At 66.8% G+C, this 476-nt stretch carries 1 protein-coding gene; it reads left to right on the forward strand.

Translation table 11 applies throughout. The features are described from left to right. Positions 1 to 476, forward strand: a 476-nt coding sequence (locus tag M3175_RS25895) for a saccharopine dehydrogenase family protein (protein WP_503328630.1), incomplete at both ends; no start/stop codon positions are given.

Below are 476 nucleotides of genomic sequence, written 5' to 3' on the forward strand. Positions count from 1 at the left end.
TGTCCACCGTCGGCCCCTACGCGCTGTACGGCGAGCCGCTGGTCAGGGTCTGCGCGCAAACCGGCACAGACTATTGCGATCTCACCGGCGAGACGCAGTGGATCAGGCGGATGATCGACCGGTACGAAGCCGCGGCCCGGCAATCGGGCGCGCGCATCGTGCATTGCTGCGGCTTCGATTCGGTGCCTTCCGACATGGGCGTGTTCTTCCTGCAGCAACAGGCGCGGCAGCAATGGGGCGAGCCGGCCGCTCATGTGAAGATGCGCGTCAAAACGCTGAAGGGCGGTGCGTCGGGCGGCACCGTGGCCAGCGTGATCAACGTCGTGCGCGAGGCGGCGGCGGATCCGGCATTGCGGCGCGAACTGCTCGATCCTTATTCGTTGTGCCCGCAACGGCATGGTTTCACGGTGCGGCAGCACGCGGTGCGATCCGCCGAATTCGATCGCGACTGCGGCGCGTGGATCGCACCGTTCGTG

The organism is Robertmurraya korlensis (genome assembly GCF_023715225.1).
Taxonomy (GTDB): Bacteria; Bacillota; Bacilli; order Bacillales; family Cytobacillaceae; genus Robertmurraya_A.